Below are 15,674 nucleotides of genomic sequence, written 5' to 3'. Positions count from 1 at the left end.
TTTAAACTTCTTTTTTATCAAATCGATAGTAGCCTAATGTAAAAAATAACATACAGCTAGAAATGAGGAACAACCCGGATGTGAGCAGTTTTCCTGCCGAAATCGTGGGGCTCAGCCAGAGCATATGCCAATCGGTATAAGCGGTTGGTGAAAATGCTGAAAATGAACTGAATACAAACGGTACAATTTTTGCCGCGGCGTAAAAAATAATGGCGGCAACAATAAAGCCACTTGCGCTTTTAAAAAACTGAGCCATACAAGCGAACAGTGCAGCTATCGCAATCATTGCAATAAAGGCTGCAACATATGCCTCCACGAAGTGGAACCCCTCGGCGGCACTGAGCATTGTCCCCGAAAACAAATTGCAAATGAATGTCATGATACCAAGTACAAGAAGGATAAGCGCAATTCCTGTGCCGATCGCAGCAAGTTTAGTACTGAACACTTGAAATCTAGAGTTCGGCCTAAGTAATGACAGCTTTAATGTGCGAGCGGCTACCTCTGCCGGAAATAAATCAGCTGTTACAGTAAGAATGTATAGGGGAATCCATAGGCCAGTATAAATGGAAAGCAGTGCGATCGGAAATGATGAGCTAACTGCCAGTAGTCCTAAATAAGGCTGCAACGCGTTCAATGAAACCGCAAGAAGGACCGGAAGAATCGCGGAGATCACGATGAAAACGATCATCTTCTTTCTGTATAGCATGAGTAATAGTTCATTAAGATATCCGGCTTGCCATCTATGCACGTGCTGAGACCTCCTTCGCCAGCTGTAACTCCTCAATATAAAATTGTTCAAGGGATTGATTGCTCTGCAGAAGCTCATCCACATACCCTTCTTTATGCAAGCGGCCTTTTAAAACAATACCAACTCGATTGCACAGTTGCTCTAACTCATGAATCATATGGCTGGAAATGATGAACGACATCCGCTTCTCTTCAGAAAGACGTTTGACCAGTGAACGAAACATAACCGTGCCCTCAATATCCAGCCCATTTGTAGGTTCATCCAAGATGGCGAGCTTTGGCCGCGGCAAAACCGCAGCTGCTAGGGCAAGCTTCTGTTTCATCCCTGTAGAATAACCTTTGATTCGCTCTTTGCGGTATGTGTAAAGCCCTACAGTTTCTAAGAGTTCGTCAATTTGCTTTCTTTCGATGGAAGGATAGAACCTTGCCACTAACTGAAGATATTGTTCTGCACTAAGAAAATCATGAAAATCAGCGGACTCTATCATGCACCCGACATGCTGGATTCCTTGAGCAAACTGCTCTTTTAGATTGACGCCAAATAACTGGATGCCGCCTGAATCCGGGTGAATCAATCCGGTAATCAGTTTAAGAAAAGTAGTCTTTCCCGCACCATTTGGCCCAAGCAGTCCATAAACATCACCTTCAAATAATTGCAAACTGACATCATAAACGCCTCTTCCCTTGCTATACTGCTTGCTGATCGACGCAGTTTCCAATATAGGATTCATCCACGACTCCTCCATTTCTAAAAATGCTTTCGCAGAAATCCCCTCTAATTGAGTCCTTTCTGCGAAAGCCAAGCCTTTATAAGTAATGATTATTAATCTTGATTATTGTTCCTGCCCTCGTGTCCACGCTTCAGGGTTTGCACGTTTTTGCCTGTCAAGTCAATGGACTCCGGTGTTGTGTTATTGAAATCGGATAAATCAGCTTGTACATGCAGCGTAACTTGATGAGGAGCTCCATTATCATCTTTGCCGGATACCGTCAAATCCGCTTCTTGATGCTCAATGTAATTGGATGCATTAACGGAAGCTTTGATCGAGACCTTTTCAATCTTAATATCTTGTGACAATTGTGGAGCAGCATCTTTTAAGAAATCTTTTTGGAAAAGAGCTGGCGCTTGCGTGTCATCCTGCTTTTCACCGTCATTTTCCTTTTTCGTTGCTTCTTTGATTGCAATTGGAGCAATGGCATTTACAACTGTAGGGATTTGCGTGTTGTCCAGTTGAACTGAAATCTGCTTAGAGCCGTCAGCTTGGGAGTCGACATTAACGTAATCCTTCAAATTGCCGACAAGAGCGTCAATGACGGTTTCAATTTGCTGTGATGTTTGTGCGTCATCTTTAGTTTCATTGTCGTCATGCGGATGTCTTCCCTTGCCCTCTTGTTTCACATAATACACATCGCTAGCGCCTGACTTCAGCACAGTTTGACTGTTTTGCTTAAAGAATGCAAGCGACTGTTTACTGCTGTTCGCTGTCATATCCACGGTACCGCTAGCCGTCTCATTGCTCAAATTCACCTTTAGATTGCTTGTCAAATCGGCCAACACATTCCCATTATCTTGTAAGGATGCAGCTGCTTGTACCGATACGTTAGAGGCTGCTTTCGTGTTTTTGAGTGCAGACTTATAAGCGTCATATCCCGTAGTGCTCGCAAGCGCGCTGAATCCGGTAGTTACCATCAAGATGCTGCTAATACCAACCGCACCGCCAAGCATAATCCATTTCTTCTTCATGTTTACCTCCTAGAATTATCATTTGACTTCCTTTCCTATCATAGGACTCAAAAATGAAATACTGGTGAACCAATTCTTAAATCTTTCTTAACTACCTTCCCGCTCCATCTTTGTTACATAGAGCCCGCCGCTGCATAAGATGTAGAATCTCAATCTAGCCTCTTTGCCAGGCTTGAAAGGTTGGTTCGAATGACGCGGATCCTAGTCGTTGAAGATGAAGAGAAAATTGCCCGTCTGCTGCAGCTTGAACTTGTGCATGCCGGTTATTCCATCGAGCTAGCCCATGATGGGCTCGAAGGGCTACACAAAGCCATCAAGAATAAATTTGATCTCATTCTGCTCGATATTTTATTACCGAGGCTAGGCGGGTTCGATCTGATCAAATCCATTCGAGAGGTCGACACAAGCACGCCCATTATCTTTGTCACTGCATGCGAAGCAACTACAGATATTGTAAATGGGTTAGATCTCGGCGGACAGGACTATGTAACCAAGCCCTTTCAGATGGATGAATTGTTAGCTCGTATTCGCGCCAATTTGCGCGCGCGCCCTTTACTTCAGGAACCGTCAACCACGTTTCAGCTGAACGATACTCGCATCAATCTCAGAACCAGAGAAGTGACGCACCGCGGGGAAAATATCGAGCTAACGGCCAAAGAATTCGAACTCCTCGTTTACTTCATCGAACATCCCAATAAAGTACTAAGCCAAGAGAAGATTATGAATGACGTGTGGAAGTACGATTTTTTCGGAAATTCTAATCTGATCGCTGTCTATATCCGCTACTTGCGAAAAAAACTACCCTCTTCTGTGTTCAAGATTAAAACGATTCGAGGTACTGGTTATTGTTTTGAGGTCAATGAGCATGAAAATTAAAACAAAGACTGCAATGCTCTCTTTCATCGGTGTCATGAGCATCGTATTTCCGATCACAATTGTCATTTATATGCTTTTTGCCATTACAGAGGAAAATGAAGCAATAAATGATCTCCGCATGACGGCTAGCACAATCATTCATCAGCTATCACCTGATACATTGATGCAAGCCGGTAATCAGCGCTCCCTGCGAAAGTTTCTCCCTGATCACGCTCTCATTCGAACCCTAAATACAGATTCAGAAGTTATTAATCAGTCTTACTCCACAACTGAGCTGTTCACTATCCCGCCTAAGTTCGTGGAGCAAGAAGACATTCTAACGAAGGTCCCGAATTTCACGGATGAGCCGCTCATTATTGTGCGATTGCCCATTACTCAGGATGAGCAGTTCGTCGGTACGCTGGAGATCGTGGCTGAACCTCTAGAACTCAAACAACGGCTGTTTCGCTTAATTGAAATATTGATTGCGGTCACTCTACTGGCTTTCATTCTTTCCATATCAATAAGTCTATTGATGTCCAAAATGTTGTTATCTCCTATCTCGCGAATGGTAAGGACAATGGAAGATATCGAATTGAGCCTGGAGATCCGAAAAATCCCAATGGATCGCAAATCGAAAGATGAGCTGTATCAATTGACCACTACCTTCAACCGCTTAATGGAGCGGATTGAAACGAGTATGAACCAACAGCGACAATTTATTTCGGATGCCTCACATGAATTCAAAACGTCATTAACAATTATGGAAGGATACGCCTCTCTTGTCCGCAGATGGGGTCTTCATGACATGGAGCTTTATCAGGAAGCGCTTGAAACGATTTACTCCGAAAGTATCCGCATGAAGTCCGTTACCTACCAGATGCTCGATCTTGCCAAAATTGAACAGGGAGCATCACTGGAGAAGAGCTGCTTTAATATTGTTCAGCTATGCACTGAGATCATTCAAACGCTTCAGCCGCTCACTACCAAACACATTCGTCTCCAATCGAATGAAGAAACAATCTTAATGGAAGCTGACTCGACGAAAATCAAACAAGTCCTGTTCATTCTCTTAGATAATGCGTTGAAATATAGTAAACACACAATTGATATTGAAATAAGCAATTTACACAACCAAATTCTCCTTAAAATTGTTGATGACGGTATTGGCATTCCTAAAGATGAGCTTCCTTTGGTCTTCAACCGCTTTTATCGTACAGACCGCTCCCGAAGCCGACATTCTGGCGGAGCAGGTCTAGGACTTTCCATCGCACAAGCGATTGTCAAGCAGCATCATGGAAGTATTCACATCAGCAGCGAGTTACAAATTGGAACAGAAATCACGATCCTCCTTCCTGTATATTAAAAAGCTTCCGATTACTTTAACCGTAATCGGAAGCTTTTTTATGGATACATAACGCGGCGTCGAACTGAACCTAACTCCTATGAGCACATCCGTTGTTAATGAATTGCCGGTCAAAGGCATGAAATAGCGATGAAATCTACAATTCTGCGGAGCAGTTTCGCTCAAATTCATCTCTCCAGCAAATTAAAGTGCAACATGATCTATCAAGAAATGGTATTGAAGTTTAGATGAAGTTAAATTTAATTTTTTTAATTGGCGATACACACAAAAAATTTGCTCATTACTGAATACGATGCATTTGAATGGATCTGTACAAGAAAGGCTATCTATTCAACACATTAAGGATGGGGTGCTCAATTGAAAATTATTAGGTCACGTACTTTGAGCAGTAAATGGATCAAAACGAGGATTCTTCTACGGAATGAAATTCTTCGCTCGTTCGTCCCAGATACCAGATTGTATAATGAATCCAATCTCCTGTACATGTTAAACAAGCATACAATGGTGTATGTAAAACCCGTTAATGGTACCTTTGGCCAAGGGGTAATCCGGGTTGAGAAACTGAGTGCTGGACGATTCAATTTTCGAATCGGGACCACCTCAAGAACTTACACCACCTATCGCGAACTATTTCACTCGCTGAAAAATGTGAAATTAAATCGTGCCTATTTGATTCAGAAGGGGATTCGCTTGTTAACCTATCGGGGCCGAATCTTTGATATCCGCGTAATGGTTCAGAAAAACGCCAGTGATCGCTGGGAAACCACCGGCTATATCGGGCGCGTCGCCCATCCTAAGAAAATCGTGACTAATTTTCACAACAGTGGGAAGCCCCTGCCGCTGGAGATCCTGCTAGGTGATCATATCAGAGAGACGGAGAAGAAGGAATATATTGACAAGTTATCGCGTCTTGGCCTAAAAATTGCGAAGCAATTTTCAAAAACGCACTCGGGTTATAAAGAAATCGGTGTAGATATTGGCCTGGATAGAACCCTCAAACCTTGGATTCTTGAAGTCAATACGGCACCAGATCCGTTTATCTTCAATCAATTAAAAGATAAGCGTATGTTTAATAAAGCGCTGCGGCTCGCTCGACTACGCGGCAGATTTATTGCCAGAAAACGAACCAAAAGACGTTAAAACGAAACCCTCCAGTACCTTACCAATAATTTGGTAGGTAGTAATGGAGGGTTGATTTATTTCTAGCACAAATCGAAATTTTTTTTTAATAAGAATGCTTTTTAGTTCTTGGCCATACTTTCATCTCGATCTTTTCATAGATCGTAATACAGGCAGATAACCAAGCTTGCATACGAGTTGAGCTCTTCAACCACTGATGCATGCATACCGCAATTAGCAAGCCTAATAAGGCACCCGCGAGCACATCGGTCGGATAGTGAACGCCGGTCCATACACGCGAAACGGCGATGCATGCTGCCAGCGCCAGCCAAACCTTACCGGCCTTCCTGTGATATAGCCAGATGGAGGTTGCGATCACGAAGGCTCCAGTCGCATGATCGCTCGGGAACGAGGCATTGGCCGGATGCGCAATGAGCTGCAACACATGATGCGTTACGAACGGCCGATCCCGGTAAAAAAAGTGGCCGATGATGCCACTAACAGCCAAACTCACACAAGCGGAAAGGAGTGCTTGCGCGACCATTCTGCGATTGTCGTTTCTTCTTGTGAACCAATAGACAATGACGCCTAGATAAAATAAATATTCCGCATCTTGGGCTAAGAAGCGCATAATCGGATTTAAGACTGCAACCGAATCGGCGTATTGATTGATCCATTGAAACCATTGATAGTCGAGATCGTTAAAACTCATGTTCATCATCCTTTTGTTTTTCTAAGAAGCGCGATTTACAATTACTTTATAAAAGGAAGATGAGAAGCACATGAGAAATAATTAAATTAATCTGCAACTTAAATTATGCCTATATCTATAATCATCGCATTACATAGCCGACGCCGCGAATCGTTTGAATGAAACTGCTCGTGCCAGAGTCGTCCAATTTAATTCGTAAATATCGTACATATAGATCCACCACATTCGTTTCAGCCAATGAATCGTGGCCCCATACCTGACCCATCAACATATCTCTTGTCAGCGCAAGGTTGAGATGTCTCATGAACATCACTAACAAGTCAAATTCCCGTTTCGTCATATCAATTAGGTGGTTCCCTTTATAAACAACTCGGGCATCTACACCCACATTGAGATGGCGAAATACAAGTTTCTGATGCGTGGATATATCTTGCATCTCCACACGACGAAATAGAGCTCTCATTCTCGCGAGAAGCTCCTCGATGGCAAATGGCTTTGGAATGTAATCGTCGGCGCCACTGTCTAACCCTGAAATGCGGTCTGTCACTGTATCTCGAGCTGTCAGCATGATGACCGGTGTTTTCTTTTGATTGCGCAGTGTACGGCATACTTCTATACCGCTTACAAAAGGCAACATGATGTCGAGCAATATCATATCCCGCTCCGCCCATCATAAGCCATATTCACATAAAAAGCCTCATGCTCTAATTCCAGCTGAATGAAGCGGGCTAAACTTTTCTCATCTTCAATGACTAAGATTCGCTTCATGACATTCCTCCTCCATGTCCCAGCTCCTACTGGGAGTAAACCGCAGTAGAGCTATGACATGGCTGTTCTAGCTTTTCTTTAATAGAAATTTGGCGTATTGCAAAGGCGTTACATACGTACGATAGAAGGTTTTGTGCATTTTGGCCTTTTGAAATGAATATCGTTGATCCCGCCCGTTCATCTCGATAAATTTGATGCGACCATCTTTATCAATTCCTAAATCCAAACCGATATCCGCTAAATGTGGAAGCTTCTCACTCAAATACTGAGCAATCAACAGAGACACTCTCTTCAAAGTAACCGTCATTAACTCTGCATTTAACCCGCTATGTTCAAAAAGCAACTTGGCACGCTTGACTTTACCTCCCTTAGCGACATTTGTCACGTGCCTTCCTTTCCCCGCCACTTTACCGACAATCCCTGTTACCTGCCACTCTCCGTTTGAACCTCGCTGTACGGAAACTCTTAAATCATACGGTCTTCCTTGATAGGTAGCCAAAGGTATTCCCTCTTGAATCATATAGGATTGATGGGACACTTTTTTATGAACAAACGATACTGCCACTTCCCTCGATACGATCTTAGGATTCCCTTTTCTCCAATGTAAATGCCACTTCCCGTCACCTACTCGCGATAACTTAATAATGCCGTTACCTACGCTGTTATTTGTAGGCTTTACAAATAACATTGAATACTTATTCATGGCAATTAAGAGCTTCTCGTGTGAATATTTCATGGATACGGGCAAGTAAATGTTAAGTGTACTATTTTTCTTTAATAGTTTATGAATTCGGTATTTATCAAACCGATTTTCTCGGTTAAAAACAGTACTTGACTCAGATAACAATTGAAGTTTACTTTTTAAATATCCTGATAATGAAATCGAGCGATTATGTGTCACATGAGGAATGGGTTTGCGCACTAATTTAAACGAATTGCCAATGTATGAATAACCTAGTGCAGATTTCCTTCCGATCTTAGAAAGCGTTATAAAGAAAGGTTGAAGACCAAGTTGATCAGCGACTCTAATGTACAAATGAATGCGCTCGGTACCCGTTTTCCCTTTTGGGGTCCCTGTAAATGTGTCTCGATCTAATAAGACGCCAACGATTTGTTTCATGAGCCTCTCACCATCCGTTATTATTCGACTATGAACACTGTATGACTAGACGAATAGAAGCATCACGGTAAATACCCACTGTAATCAATTAGAATGTTCTCATCCTTTTCGCTTTTTCGAGACCAAGAGACGAATTCCAAAAGCAAGTACAAGTCCGAATAAAGCTATGGCCACGAACCAAGAAGAGTGCATCTGAGTTTTAACGCTTCCCCAGTTTTCCCCCAATTTCATGCCAATGTTAATAAAAATGATGGACCACGGCAAACTGGCTGCTAATGTGTACAAGCTGAACTTCCAGAGATTCATTCGAGTGACCCCAGCTGGAATTGAAATAGCATGTCGGACAACGGGAATAAATCGTGCAAAAAATACGACAGGCGAGCCATGACGTTCGAACCATCGATCAGCCAATTGAATATGACTTTGTTTAATCAACAAAAACTTTCCGTATTTTAATAAGAAAGGCCGTCCCCCATAGTAACCGATTGCGTATACGATACATTGTGCGACCAATCCTCCGACTGTACCGGCGGCGACAGCGCCCCAGAAATTTAGGTGTCCTTGAAATACCAAATAACCGGCATAAGCTAAAACGATTTCGCTAGGGATGATTTCTATTGCTAAGCCCAATATTACTCCCAGATAACCTAACGAAACGATCGATTGCAGTAACTGCTGCGTCATTCCTACTTACCTCCTCTTAATAATTAGCTACAACTATACATGCCCAAAATGAAGTAATTATGAGAAAGGCTCTATAGAAATAAGATAGCAGCTCTAGATCAGCTGCTTCTAATTAATATTATCTTTTTAGAAGCATTTCAATTAATTTATACCAATCTGGGATTTCATTATCACTTTTCGTATTTGTTTCTGGGCCTTCTTGGTTTTTAGATTCTTCTAGGAAGTCCAATTCGTTATAATACCAATCCATTTTTTGCCCATTTGATGATCTCTTTTTTTTCGTATGCAATGATTTCTTGCTCATCCTCGTCAAGCCTCCCCTCAATTTAATACCTCTTTACAACAGTCCAGTCCTTATTATTTGTTCACACGATATTATAAAAAAAGAACACCCCTAGGTTCTCTTAGGGATGTTATTAGTTGGGTGATTAGTTAGAGGAATGACCTTACAAGCATATTATATTCGATTATGTTCGATATTGCTTTGTTAGTACTAGCCTTTTTATGTTAGATTTTTCTAAGCTATGTGATCCTGTCCTTTGATTATTAATTCAATAAATTTTTTATCAAAACATTAGCGAGAACACTCCAGCCTCTAATGTGGAGATGAACCGCATGCCTTCTTACTAAGTATAGAAGCACCGCCTCCTTATGGAAGAGCGGTGCTTCTATGCTTAGTTCACAGCCGAGCTGTTTGTGCTTTGTGATTCAGTAACTGGCTTCTGATGTGTTGCTTCCACGAACTTTTTCAGTTGGTCGGTCATGCCGTCTTTCAATTTGCTGACCAAATCATCTTCGCTGATTCCCTTCGCTGCTGCGATTTCAGCAATGGATGTTCCTGCGTCGAGTTGTGTTTTCAAATCATCCTGCGTGATGCCAAGAATCGTTGTCAGTGAATCATATCCGCCAAAACCAAAACCCTTATCGCCATGGCCGCCTTTTAAGCCTCCAAAACCTTTGTCCTCCACTTGGTTTTTCACACGTGTCGATAGATCAGTTTTGTTTTTGACGCGTGTCGACAAATCGGTTTTGAACTTATCCGCTTGATCTTGGGCCAATTTTCCAGCCGTTACCTGTGCGTCGATGACTGTGGTTTCTGCTGTCACAAGCTTCGCCACGAAATCGTCTTCGCTCAAGCCTGCCGCCGTTGCAAGATCCAGCAGCGTTTTGCCGCCTTGTAAGGAAGTCTGGAGCGAGCTCTCGTCGGTGCCTAGGATTGTTGCCGCTTCTTTTAACAGATTGCCACGCGCACCATCCATGCTTGAATTTCCTTTTGCAGCGCCTGGTTCGCATCTTCTTTTTGCTTTACAGTCTGTTGCATCATCTGATCAAGCTGCTGCTGAACTGCTTCGGTCACAAAAAGCCGAAAAAAAAAGGAGGAGAGAAAAAAAAAAGCCGGAGGCCACGCCCCCGGCTCTTGCTTACGAACACCTGCTGTACCCGCAGTTGGCACAGTTCTTGCAGCCCTCGCTGTTAATCAGCGAGGCGGAGCCGCACGACGGGCACAAGTCCTTCGACAACGACGCTGAATCATCAGCGCTGTGTCCGTGCCCGTCGTGGCTGCTAGTCGCAGCCGCTGGAGCTGGCGCATCCAGCACTTCACTCGTCGCGGTCACATAGTTCCGCGCGTCATCTTGGTCGTTCATCACTTCGTTGTGCTGCTCTAACGCTTTAGCCACCGCGTCTGCGATCGACTCGACGCGGTTGGAACCAAAGCCAATCGCGCCGGAGCCTCCGATGCCTTTGAGATGCTTGATGAGCAGCTTCACTTTGTCACCATGATCTCCGTAGCGCAGGAATAGCGAGCACACGCGGCCCAAAGCCTCGGACATCGCAAACACATCGGAGCCTGCTTTGCCGACATTCAAGAATATCTCACTCGGCGAGCCGTTCATGTCATTAATGGTAATATACGCCATCCCAAAAGGGGTATTAATTTTATACGTAGCCCCTCGCAAAATTTGCGGACGGCGCTTATACTGCCTGTCAAAAACCTGCTCCGTTTTGGCATCCACGTTAACGGCCAATTTGCCTGACAGGGTTGTTAAGCCCTCATCATCCTTAACAGCCGCCGGTGCAGCAGTTGCAGCGACCGTAGCGGAAGCAGTTTCTTCTTTGTTCTCTTCTTTTTTTCCAGAGTCCGTGCTCAGAACTTGCACATCACGGCTGCCGTCACGATAAATAGTGACCCCTTTGCAGCCCAGATCAAAAGCCAACTCGTATAAACGTTTGGTCTCCTCAACGGTGAAATCTGCAGGGCAGTTCGCTGTTTTGGAGATCGAGCTGTCCACCCAGCGCTGAATAGCCGCTTGCGCTCGGATATGATCCTCCGCCGTCAAAGACATCGCAGTGACGAAATAGTCCGGCAGCTCCTGGCCTGGATGCTGATCTCTCCATTCTTGAGCGATAGGCACATATTGCTTATCGAAGCCTAGACGGCTTTGACGGAAATACTCAAAGGCAAAATAAGGCTCAATCCCCGTCGATGTTCCAACCATCGTGCCTGTGCTTCCAGTAGGTGCCTGCGTAATGACCGTTACGTTACGCATGCCGTTTGCCTGAATGGCTGCGCCTACCTCTGGGTAGACTTCCGTCATATTTTTCATAAAACCGCTTTGCAGGAACTTATCCTCGATATACGCCTGAAAAGAGCCCTTCTCACCGGCGATCTCCGCCGATGCCAGATAGGCTTCCTTAGCCATGAAACCGTACAACTCATCCAAGAACACGAGCGATTCCGGGCTGCCATAACGGATATTCAACTTAATCATCAGCTCCGCCAAGCCCATTGAACCTAGGCCTACTCGGCGTTCACCCTGTTGGTTAACACGGTTCTCCTCAAAATGATATGGTGTTTTATCGATCACATTATCAAGAAAACGCGTCGAGTAACGAACCACTTTGCCAAGCTCAACCCAATTCACATCATGCTTCTGTGCATCATAGAACTTGGATAGATTAATCGCTGACAAGTTGCATACGCCCCAAGCCGGAAGCCCCTGCTCACCGCATGGATTCGTACAAATGATCGGATTAAAGTACCAGCTGTTGGACATTTGGTTATAGTATTCCATGAATACAACACCAGGCTCCGCAGATTTCCAGGCAGATTCAATAATCGTATGCCATACATCGCGGGCGCGGACGGTACGGTAAGGCTTCACAGGTTTGCCGAGTTGTTTCCACGCATCCAGATTGCCATCCCACAGTTCATTGTATTCAGGATCCGTCGTATCCGGGAACACCAGTTCCCAGTCTAGATCCTCTTTGACAGCTTGCATAAAACCGTTGCTTACGCAGACGGACAAGTTGGCGTTCGTAATTTGCCCCATAGTGGACTTCACCGTAATGAAATCCATCAAATCCGGATGCCAGTCATTCATCATCAGCATCAGCGCACCGCGCCGGCTACCGCCCTGCTCAATCAAGCCTGTCGTATAGCTGAACAAACCGCCCCAGGATACGGCGCCGCTGGAGGAACCGTTAACACCTTTGACAACAGACCGGCGCGGACGCAGTGAGGACAAATTAATTCCTACACCGCCGCCTCGCGACATGATCTCCGTCATTTCGCTCAAAGTGGCCATAATACCGCCACGGCTGTCCTTAGGCGAAGGAATAACGTAACAGTTGAACAACGTCAACTCGTCGCTGGCATCAGCGCCCGCCGCAATGCGGCCGCCAGGAACGAGCTTCCAATCGTCCAGAATATATCTGAACTTCTCCTTCCATTCCACTTGCTTCTCCGGTGTGGATTCCACAGAAGCCATGGCTCCGGCCAAGCGGTCCCACATTTCTTCCGGGGATTTCTCTATATTTAGCGTCAGCTTCTCAACCGAAGATTCCACAGTCTCTCCGCTTCGCGTAACAACCTTGACCATATTGCCTTCGCGGCTAACAATTTCACCAACTTCTTTGGCTGGGAACTTGGGGTCATCTTTCGTCAAAACAAGAACGGTATCGCCAACCTTTGCCGCACTTGTATCTGCATTTTTCAACGCATATCGATCTAAAAAAATCTTCTCACTCAACCCGCTTAAACGCTTGTTTGCTTGCATGTTCTCCAATGATAACACCCTCCCAATAGGCTTCAATTCGAGCTGCGGTTATATAAAGTCTGGACATGATGTGTTATGTAAGCACAATATATAGTGTGGGAATTTCATTATACATCACCATATGTAGTGTTTCTAATGGATGACAGACCAAATTGGCTGAATTAGACAAGTTTACTTCAAATAATCTATGATTATCTGCGGATTACTCTCTTTCTCGAAGGTCACCCACATATTTTTTACGACATCTTTCGACCCATTTATTGGAAAATATTAGCTCTACCAACCTGCTGATGCTGCACTTTTGACGATCCGTTCCTCCTCTGCTAACCTATAGTTAGGATAACACAAAAAACGAATTTTTAGAACACGTGTTCTTGTTTTTATTTTTTCAGGCATGGAGGTGCTTTCATTGTATTTTTACAAGACTGATTTTGTGGAGAAAAAAGGCGTGAACCTGACCCCGGATGACCGTGGATATTACTTCGGCGACGGGATTTATGAAGTATTCCGCGTGTATAACGGCCGGATTTATGAACAGCAAGCACATATGGATCGGTTGCAAAAAAGCGCTGCCGACGTCCGCATCACCCTGCCCTATTCCCTGGAGCAAATTGGTGACATTCTGACCAAACTGGTTCAGCTTAACGAGCTCGTAGAGGGTACGATTTACATGCAAATTACCCGGGGTGAAGCGCCGCGCGCCCATCCCTTTCCAGCAGAAGCTACACCTGTCCTGCTCGCCTATACGACAGAAGTCAAGCGCCCGCTCACGACGATCCAGAACGGCATTCATGCGATCTCCCTCGAAGACATCCGCTGGCTTCGATGTGATTTGAAAACGCTGAATCTGCTGCCTAACGTCATGGCCAAACAGACAGCGCTCGATCGAGGCGTGCAAGAAGTCGTCCTGCACCGCAATGGAACGGTGACGGAATGCAGCGCTTCGAATTTCATGATCGTCAAAGATAACGTGCTGTACACGCATCCGGCTAACAACCTGATTCTGCATGGCATTACGCGCGCCGTCGTGCTGAGGTTGGCGAACGCGCTGCACATCGAGGTGCAGGAAGTACCATTCACTCTGGAGCAATTACAGCAGGCGGACGAAGCTTTCATCACAGGCACGACCGTGGAGGTTACACCCGTGCTAACCGTCGACGGCAGCCCGATCGGCACAGGCCAGTCCGGACCGGTGACGCGTAAGCTGCAACTTGAATTCGAGCGCACATTTGCCTTGTAAAAAGAAAAGGTTGAGCGGAATCAGGGATTCTGCTCAACCTTTTTGTGTGCGGAAACAGGCTCATCCTGCATGATATGAAGACGAATTGGCAGCAATTGCTCCAACAGCCTTAATATCTTGCCCTTTTTGCAGGATAACCGTGCCATATGCCCGGCGGTGCCGATTTATCCTGCTATATTTGCAGGATAAGCGCCAGCGGGCAGGGGCGTGCAGCGTTCCCACCGCCTCGCCCACTCCCCGCCGCCCCATCACCGGCGGAAGTTCCACGCCTCCGCGCCGTATTTCTCGCGCACGAGCCGCTCCGTCAGCTCGACCTCGTACGGCGTCAGCTCGGCATCCGCCAGCTCCACGCCGAGCCCTGCGGCGATCTCACGCCGGAACGCCTCCTCGACCTGCGGCAGCGTCACCTCCGGCTTGCCCTGTGCGCGCAGCAGCTCGTTAATGGCGACCGCTTTCTTCAGGAAGCTCGCCTTCATCCGCTCAGCCAGCTTCTCGCTGGAGAAACGGAGCAGCCTGAACAGCTGATCCGTGTCCAGGTCCAGCAAAATCGAGCCGTGCTGCAGCACTACGTCTTTTTGCCGCACCTGCGCGCTGCCGGCGACTTTGCGTCCTTCGACGACGAGCTCGTACCACGACGGAGAATCAAAACACGCCGCCGAGCCCATCGAGGCGTATTTCTCCTTCTCCTCCTCGCTGGCGAGCTGCACCATCTCAGCGCCCAGCCCCAGCGCGCGGAATCCTTGCAGCAGCCCAACGCTCAGCACGCGGTAAGCTTCCGTGACATTGCGCGGAATACCCGGGTAATTCTCTGCGACGATAATGCTGTACGTCAGCTCCTTGTCGTGCAGGACTGCTCTCCCCCCGGTCGGACGCCGAACGAAGCCGATCCCCTCTCTGGCGAGCGCCTCCTGATCAACTTCCTGCTCTTTCTGAAAATAGCCGATCGAAAGCGTCGGCGGATTCCATCCATAGAAGCGTACCGTCGGCGGAGCGAGCCCTTCGCTGTGCGCAGTCAGAATCGCTTCATCTATAGCCATATTTTCAGCAGGAGAACGATCCCCTGTATGTATAAAACGCCATGCTGTCATAGATGTCATCATCCTTCCTTCATTAAACCTGAACTCTATCATATCACAAAATAACCCTGACACACGAAACCGCTGCCCGCCCACGCCGCCTCCTGCATGGAAAAGTTATGAAAGCAACCGGAATGGATATACTAAAACGTATTCACCTGTCTACATCCAAGCTACTTGAGGAG

At 45.8% G+C, this 15,674-nt stretch carries 14 protein-coding genes and 1 pseudogene; 4 read left to right on the top strand and 11 right to left on the bottom strand.

Features of this window, described 5'->3' with window-relative positions; genetic code table 11:
• Position 1: 1 nt before the first annotated feature.
• The 3 genes from O9139_RS17830 to O9139_RS17820 all read right to left on the bottom strand — a co-directional run bounded on the left by O9139_RS17830 (position 2) and on the right by O9139_RS17820 (position 2,491).
• A complete protein-coding gene (locus tag O9139_RS17830) occupies positions 2–748 on the bottom strand; it encodes an ABC transporter permease subunit (protein WP_270880824.1) in 747 nt (248 codons plus the stop codon).
• Positions 741–1,478 (bottom strand): ABC transporter ATP-binding protein, encoded by a 738-nt coding sequence (locus tag O9139_RS17825; protein WP_270880823.1) that lies wholly within the window; start codon positions 1,476–1,478, stop codon positions 741–743. The genes O9139_RS17830 and O9139_RS17825 overlap by 8 nt, the downstream gene beginning before the upstream one ends.
• 92 nt (positions 1,479–1,570) lie before the next feature.
• Entirely contained in the window at positions 1,571–2,491 is a 921-nt protein-coding gene (locus O9139_RS17820) for a hypothetical protein (RefSeq protein WP_270880822.1), read from the bottom strand.
• Between the two features lie 189 nt (positions 2,492–2,680).
• Here O9139_RS17820 and O9139_RS17815 point away from each other — a divergent pair, with 189 nt between their 5' ends.
• From O9139_RS17815 to O9139_RS17805, 3 genes are all read left to right on the top strand, one after another.
• Positions 2,681–3,367, top strand: coding sequence for a response regulator transcription factor (locus O9139_RS17815; protein WP_270880821.1), 687 nt, complete (start codon positions 2,681–2,683; stop codon positions 3,365–3,367).
• Positions 3,357–4,712: a sensor histidine kinase gene (locus O9139_RS17810; RefSeq protein ID WP_270880820.1), complete on the top strand. Its 1,356-nt coding sequence runs from the start codon at positions 3,357–3,359 to the stop codon at positions 4,710–4,712. Before O9139_RS17815 ends, O9139_RS17810 begins: the two co-directional genes overlap by 11 nt.
• A gap of 357 nt (positions 4,713–5,069) precedes the next feature.
• Positions 5,070–5,852 (top strand): YheC/YheD family protein, encoded by a 783-nt coding sequence (locus tag O9139_RS17805; RefSeq protein WP_270880819.1) that lies wholly within the window; start codon positions 5,070–5,072, stop codon positions 5,850–5,852.
• 85 nt (positions 5,853–5,937) lie between these two features.
• Here the strand turns inward: O9139_RS17805 and O9139_RS17800 are convergent, their stop codons facing one another.
• The 7 genes and pseudogenes from O9139_RS17800 to O9139_RS17770 all read right to left on the bottom strand — a co-directional run bounded on the left by O9139_RS17800 (position 5,938) and on the right by O9139_RS17770 (position 13,173).
• Positions 5,938–6,543, bottom strand: coding sequence for an undecaprenyl-diphosphatase (locus tag O9139_RS17800; protein WP_270880818.1), 606 nt, complete (start codon positions 6,541–6,543; stop codon positions 5,938–5,940).
• Positions 6,544–6,664: 121 nt separating this feature from the next.
• A pseudogene (locus O9139_RS17795) lies at positions 6,665–7,311 on the bottom strand (response regulator transcription factor).
• 67 nt (positions 7,312–7,378) lie between these two features.
• On the bottom strand, positions 7,379–8,431 hold the full coding sequence (locus O9139_RS17790) for a YheC/YheD family endospore coat-associated protein (protein WP_270880817.1): 1,053 nt from the start codon (positions 8,429–8,431) through the stop codon (positions 7,379–7,381).
• 99 nt (positions 8,432–8,530) lie between these two features.
• Positions 8,531–9,115: a DedA family protein gene (locus tag O9139_RS17785; protein WP_270880816.1), complete on the bottom strand. Its 585-nt coding sequence runs from the start codon at positions 9,113–9,115 to the stop codon at positions 8,531–8,533.
• Between the two features lie 118 nt (positions 9,116–9,233).
• A complete protein-coding gene (locus O9139_RS17780; protein WP_270880815.1) occupies positions 9,234–9,419 on the bottom strand; it encodes a hypothetical protein in 186 nt (61 codons plus the stop codon).
• Positions 9,420–9,789: 370 nt separating this feature from the next.
• Positions 9,790–10,374 carry a hypothetical protein gene (locus O9139_RS17775; protein ID WP_270880814.1) on the bottom strand — a complete coding sequence of 195 codons (585 nt, stop codon included), beginning with the start codon at positions 10,372–10,374 and terminating at the stop codon, positions 9,790–9,792.
• Positions 10,375–10,536: 162 nt separating this feature from the next.
• On the bottom strand, positions 10,537–13,173 hold the full coding sequence (locus O9139_RS17770) for an adenosylcobalamin-dependent ribonucleoside-diphosphate reductase (RefSeq protein ID WP_377526771.1): 2,637 nt from the start codon (positions 13,171–13,173) through the stop codon (positions 10,537–10,539).
• A gap of 400 nt (positions 13,174–13,573) precedes the next feature.
• On the opposite strand from O9139_RS17770, the gene dat reads away from it, so the two are divergent.
• Positions 13,574–14,413 carry a D-amino-acid transaminase gene (gene dat, locus O9139_RS17765; RefSeq protein ID WP_377526735.1) on the top strand — a complete coding sequence of 280 codons (840 nt, stop codon included), beginning with the start codon at positions 13,574–13,576 and terminating at the stop codon, positions 14,411–14,413.
• 248 nt (positions 14,414–14,661) lie between these two features.
• Here dat and O9139_RS17760 read toward each other — a convergent pair whose 3' ends face one another.
• The gene (locus O9139_RS17760) at positions 14,662–15,501 is read right to left on the bottom strand and encodes a lipoate--protein ligase family protein (RefSeq protein WP_270880811.1); all 840 of its coding nucleotides are present in this window, start codon (positions 15,499–15,501) and stop codon (positions 14,662–14,664) included.
• Positions 15,502–15,674 lie beyond the last annotated feature (173 nt).

The sequence above is a fragment of the Paenibacillus aestuarii genome (assembly GCF_027789125.1).
Classification (GTDB): Bacteria; Bacillota; Bacilli; order Paenibacillales; family NBRC-103111; genus Paenibacillus_E; species Paenibacillus_E aestuarii.
This window is presented reverse-complemented; position numbering and strand designations above follow the sequence as displayed.

Bases quoted from the DNA above. Each gene is read 5' to 3' on its own strand.
- O9139_RS17825 (WP_270880823.1), bottom strand. From the start codon at position 1,478: ATGAATCCTATATTGGAAACTGCGTCGATCAGCAAGCAGTATAGCAAG.
- O9139_RS17820 (WP_270880822.1), bottom strand. From the start codon at position 2,491: ATGAAGAAGAAATGGATTATGCTTGGCGGTGCGGTTGGTATTAGCAGC.
- O9139_RS17815 (WP_270880821.1), top strand. From the start codon at position 2,681: ATGACGCGGATCCTAGTCGTTGAAGATGAAGAGAAAATTGCCCGTCTG.
- O9139_RS17810 (WP_270880820.1), top strand. From the start codon at position 3,357: ATGAAAATTAAAACAAAGACTGCAATGCTCTCTTTCATCGGTGTCATG.
- O9139_RS17800 (WP_270880818.1), bottom strand. From the start codon at position 6,543: ATGAGTTTTAACGATCTCGACTATCAATGGTTTCAATGGATCAATCAA.
- O9139_RS17790 (WP_270880817.1), bottom strand. From the start codon at position 8,431: ATGAAACAAATCGTTGGCGTCTTATTAGATCGAGACACATTTACAGGG.
- O9139_RS17785 (WP_270880816.1), bottom strand. From the start codon at position 9,115: ATGACGCAGCAGTTACTGCAATCGATCGTTTCGTTAGGTTATCTGGGA.
- O9139_RS17780 (WP_270880815.1), bottom strand. From the start codon at position 9,419: ATGAGCAAGAAATCATTGCATACGAAAAAAAAGAGATCATCAAATGGG.
- O9139_RS17775 (WP_270880814.1), bottom strand. From the start codon at position 10,374: ATGGATGGTGCGCGTGGCAATCTGTTAAAAGAAGCGGCAACAATCCTA.
- O9139_RS17770 (WP_377526771.1), bottom strand. From the start codon at position 13,173: ATGCAAGCAAACAAGCGTTTAAGCGGGTTGAGTGAGAAGATTTTTTTA.
- O9139_RS17760 (WP_270880811.1), bottom strand. From the start codon at position 15,501: ATGACAGCATGGCGTTTTATACATACAGGGGATCGTTCTCCTGCTGAA.